General features: G+C 41.4%; 4 protein-coding genes. All 4 read right to left on the reverse strand.

Going from position 1 to position 4,119, the window contains the following annotated elements; all coding sequences use genetic code 11:
• Positions 1-168: 168 nt before the first annotated feature.
• Positions 169-528: an IS66 family insertion sequence element accessory protein TnpB gene (gene tnpB / locus ACYQ4S_RS11045; protein WP_459771160.1), complete on the reverse strand. Its 360-nt coding sequence runs from the start codon at positions 526-528 to the stop codon at positions 169-171.
• Positions 515-715, reverse strand: coding sequence for a hypothetical protein (locus ACYQ4S_RS11050; protein ID WP_459771161.1), 201 nt, complete (start codon positions 713-715; stop codon positions 515-517). Before ACYQ4S_RS11050 ends, tnpB begins: the two co-directional genes overlap by 14 nt.
• A gap of 234 nt (positions 716-949) precedes the next feature.
• On the reverse strand, positions 950-3,433 hold the full coding sequence (locus ACYQ4S_RS11055) for an ATP-dependent Clp protease ATP-binding subunit (protein WP_459771163.1): 2,484 nt from the start codon (positions 3,431-3,433) through the stop codon (positions 950-952).
• Positions 3,430-3,921, reverse strand: coding sequence for a CtsR family transcriptional regulator (locus tag ACYQ4S_RS11060; protein WP_346024227.1), 492 nt, complete (start codon positions 3,919-3,921; stop codon positions 3,430-3,432). The genes ACYQ4S_RS11055 and ACYQ4S_RS11060 overlap by 4 nt, the downstream gene beginning before the upstream one ends.
• Positions 3,922-4,119: the final 198 nt, after the last annotated feature.

The following is a 4,119-nucleotide window of genomic DNA, read 5'->3' on the forward strand; positions in this document are numbered from 1 at the left end:
TTTGCGTCCGTCTTCCTTCAGATTCCGCCTCACGGCGGACACCCTTGACTTTCGCTAACAGTTCCTACTGCCAAGTCTGTAGTGGACTTTCACCACCAAGTTGTCGCCCATGCCGGGCGCACGAAAACGAGAGAGCCATTGATTTTTTATCAATGGCTCTCTCATTTCTTAGGCTATACTCCCTTTAACCGCAGGTTTAACGGAAACTTTCTGGTTGATTGATAATCCTTCCAAAAGCCAACGTAACTGTTGGGTCGTCAACTTTTGAACCTCTTTTTGGTTACGCGGCCAATTCAATTTACCATTCTCTAAGCGTTTATATAAGAGCAGGAAGCCGTCGCCTTCCCAATAAAGAGCTTTGAATCGATCTTTATTACCGCCACAGAAGAGAAAAAGAGCATCATTATAGACATCCATATCATATTCTTCAGTGATTGTTGCGGCCAGCCCATCAATTTGACGGCGCATATCCGTTTTTCCGCACACAATAAAAATATTCTCTACCTGAGTAAGGTCAACGAGTTTCATGACTAGACATCTCCATAAGAAGAATTCTCAACGTCGATGGTTTGATCCCCTCATATATAAGTAGCTCTGACTGACTATTTTTTAAATGGGCCACTACTTTGTGTGATAAGGGATTCCCAACTGTTCGACGATGATGTTGATCGCCCTGTAGCTTTACAGGAACGATAGATTGTTTACGCTTTTCCAAATTAAAAACCTCCTGCATACTTAAGATATCTTAAGTTTAACAGGAGGCCATCAGGACTCACAGGTACCTAGCTATTCATCGCTTACTTTTAATCTAATGACATGACTTGTAATCTTATTTTCAATATTGAGAAAAAACCACACGTCCATTTTAAGAGGTATAACATCTCAAAAACGAACGCGTGGTTCTTACAGCATATGATTACTAACTGAAAACAAAATCCAGTATCTTTTATCAATTAGTTATTTTAGACTTTTTATTCTTTTCTTCTCTAACTCTTAAGGTGATTTCCCCTTTTGAAGCGCCTAAAGTCACTTTGTCTTTCAGACTGATTTCGCCGGATAGCAACGCTTCACTCAAACGGTCTTCCATCTTATTCTGAATGGCTCGCTTAAGTGGACGGGCACCATACTCTGGATCAAATCCCTCTTCAGCAATCACATCCATAGCTGATGAAGTGATTTTAAGCTGGATACCGATTTCTTCCATACGAGTCACAATATTTTTTGTTAATAATTTAACGATTTCACGAAGCTCATCTTTTTTGAGAGACTGGAACACGATAGTGTCATCGATACGGTTAAGGAACTCCGGTCTGAAGGCATTTTTCAGTTCTTCACGAATTCGTTTCTCCATTGCATCATGATCGAACCGCTTATCGATTGCTCCAAATCCAACAGATTTCTCATCTCTGAGAGCTGTAGCTCCTAAGTTGGATGTCATAATAAGAATAGTATTTTTGAAGTCTACTTTTCTGCCTTTTCCATCTGTGAGCACTCCGTCATCCAGAACTTGAAGCAGGATGTTGAAGACGTCAGGGTGAGCTTTCTCCACTTCATCAAGAAGTATAACTGAATAAGGCTTCTGTCTAATTTTCTCAGTCAGTTGTCCACCTTCATCATAACCGACATAACCTGGAGGTGAACCGACTAGACGACTCGTACTGTATTTCTCCATAAATTCAGACATATCTACTCTAACCAGGGCTTCTTCGCTTCCGAACATTGACTCTGCCAGAGCTTTAGCCAGTTCTGTCTTACCTACACCAGTAGGACCCAGGAACATAAATGAACCAATTGGACGGTTAGGATCTTTTAGCCCACTGCGTGCTCGTCTGATAGCTTTAGAAACGGCAACGACAGCCTGCTCCTGACCGACAACACGCTCATGGAGTACTTTTTCAAGATTAAGCAGTCGTTCGCTTTCTTTCTGTTCCATCTGATTTACTGGTATACCCGTCCACTGAGATACAACTTCCGCTATATCCGATTCGGTCACTCGAAGCTGGCTTACATCTGCATCATCATCCTGCTTGAGCAGTTTTTCCAGTCGTTTTCTCTGCCTCATCTCTTTTTCTCTTATCTGAGCTGCACGTTCGAAGTCCTGAGACTGAATAGCCTTCTCTTTTTTACGAATCAAATCTTCAAGCGTTTCAGTTGCTTTGGATAACGGTGTTGGCGAATCACTCTCGTCCATACGAACCTTGGATGCAGATTCATCCATCAGATCAATCGCTTTGTCTGGCAATTGTCTTGACGTGATATATCGCGTAGACAAATGCACAGCCGCTCTGAGTGCTTCATCGGTTATCTTCACACCATGGTGCTGCTCATAACGTTCTCTCAGGCCAAACAGTATTTCTTCAGCCTCCATTTCAGAAGGCGGGTCGACATGAATAGATGCAAATCGTCTTTCAAGTGCAGCATCTTTTTCAATATGCTTCTGGTATTCATCTAGTGTTGTTGCACCAATCGTCTGGAGTTCACCACGTGCTAGTGCAGGTTTAAGAATATTGGACGCATCGATGGCACCTTCTGCTCCTCCAGCACCAATCAGTGTGTGTAATTCATCAATAAATAGAATGACTTCTCCATCCTGATAAATTTCGTCAATTATTTTCTTCATACGTTCTTCGAATTCACCACGATACTTCGTTCCTGCAACTAATGACCCCATGTCCAGAGTCATCAGACGCTTATTCTGAAGTACTGGCGGAACTTCATTTGCAATAATTTTCTGTGCTAAACCTTCTGCTATTGCAGTTTTACCTACTCCAGGATCCCCTACAAGAACAGGATTGTTCTTAGTGCGTCTGCTTAGAATCTGAATAATTCGTCTGACTTCCTTGTTTCGTCCTACGATAGGATCCAATCTGTTGTCTCTAGCCTGCTGAGTCAGATCACGTGCTAGAGAATCGAGTGTCGGTGTTCCTCCTGAAGACTGCTGAGCTTTACCCGGCCGTCTGCTGCCTGCTCTGCTTTTTCCATTTTTATCCTGAGCCCCTAATTTCTTGAGCACAAGCTGCCGGGCTTTGGCCAGATTCACATCAAGGTTATTCAGAATTTTCGCTGATAAAATCTCTTCATCTCTTAGAAGACCCAGCAGCAGATGTTCAGTTCCGACTAACGGCCGTTTCATTCGTCTGGCTTCATCCGTAGCATACTTTATAATCTGTCTAGCTCTAGGTGAATAAGGCAGTATTGCGTTTTTAGGCAGAGTTTGCTCAGGCCCGTAACTTGATAGGTGTTCAATTTCTTCTCTAATATCTTCTTCTGTTATTGTCAGTTCTCTTAATGTCTTACCTGCAATCCCATCTTCTTCAATAATAAGTCCCAATAAAAGATGCTCTGTTCCAACAGTTCTATGGCGGAAAGATTGCGCTTCTTCCTGAGCGATCAGTAAGGCTTTCTTGGCTTTTTCTGTAAATAGTTCATTCATGTGTGGTCCGCCTTTCGTTTGTTTGGCTCTTCATACTTCAAATTGACTAACATCGTTCGTAATAGATTTGATCGTAGACGATTGTCTATCGCTCTTTCACCGGTATATAAGGATTTATCCATGGCAACAAGCATGAGTTTTGCTTCTCTTTTAGTGATAATATCGTCTTCATATAATTTCTGTACAACAGATTTTGCATCCTTTTCAGATATGCTGTCTCCAATGATTTCTATCATAGTATTCAACATATCAAGATCATCTAGTACCTGAACTTTTATAATTCGGATATATCCCCCGCCGCCTCGTTTACTTTCCACCAGATATCCTTTCTGGATCGTGAAGCGTGTGTTGATGACATAATTGATCTGAGAAGGGACGCAGTCGAATAATTGTGCTATTTCACTTCGTCTGATTTCTACCTGATCCTGCTGCTGCAGCACTTTCTTTAAATAAGCTTCAATAATATCCGTCATATTCTGATTTTCCATATCGAACATCTACTGAAAGTAGTGACTTGAAGTGTATCTAAATTCTCTTGTAATTTCAAGTCCTTTCAGTACCCTCCTCGTATAATAAGTTTGTAGTTAAGAATTGTTCTTAACTTAGTTGATTGATTAACTGTTTGAAAGAATGGAGCTTTCTCCCCCATGGGGGAGAAAAATTTCAAAAAGTCGCTTTTGATGATC

This window comes from Alkalibacterium sp. s-m-28 (assembly GCF_054658175.1).

What these genes read in the sequence shown, in the direction of transcription:
- tnpB (WP_459771160.1), bottom strand. Translation starts at nt 528, where the DNA reads ATGAAACTCGTTGACCTTACTCAGGTAGAGAATATTTTTATTGTGTGC.
- ACYQ4S_RS11055 (WP_459771163.1), bottom strand. Translation starts at nt 3,433, where the DNA reads ATGAATGAACTATTTACAGAAAAAGCCAAGAAAGCCTTACTGATCGCT.
- ACYQ4S_RS11060 (WP_346024227.1), bottom strand. Translation starts at nt 3,921, where the DNA reads ATGGAAAATCAGAATATGACGGATATTATTGAAGCTTATTTAAAGAAA.